Below are 446 nucleotides of genomic sequence, written 5' to 3' on the forward strand. Positions count from 1 at the left end.
GCACGCTCTGGCGTCGCGCGAGGGCGTCGCACGCCGCGTCGCTCGCGGCCCCGGCCTCGGCGCTGAAGTCCTCCAGCAGCTCGCCGAGCGTGCGCCCGCGCGCGGCGGCACGGCCGAGCCCGGTCAGGCGTTCGGCCACCGGGTTGATCATGGTGACGCGGCCCTGCTCGTCGATGGTGATCACCGCGTCGGTGATCGAGCGCAGCGTGGCGTCGGCGTCGTGGCGGGCGCGGATCAGCGAGCCGTGCGTGCGCTGCAGCCGGCGCAGCAGCCACAGCAGGCCGCCGAGGGCGAGCGTGAGCCAGCCGGCGGTGGGTGGAACCCACAGCTGCAGGCTGCCCAGGGCGAGCACGCTCGTGGCCGGTGGCACCGTGGCGAGCGCGCCGAGCACGAGGGCGGCGCTGCGCCGGCTGCGACCGACCAGCGCGGCGGCGGCCACGGCGAGC

Annotated in this window: 1 protein-coding gene; it reads right to left on the bottom strand. The window is 77.6% G+C overall.

The window, feature by feature from the left end; genetic code table 11:
• On the bottom strand, positions 1–446 hold a 446-nt coding region (locus C667_RS23930), incomplete at both ends, for a PAS domain-containing protein (protein ID WP_004392821.1).

Source organism: Thauera phenylacetica B4P (genome assembly GCF_000310225.1).
Taxonomy (GTDB): domain Bacteria; phylum Pseudomonadota; class Gammaproteobacteria; order Burkholderiales; family Rhodocyclaceae; genus Thauera; species Thauera phenylacetica.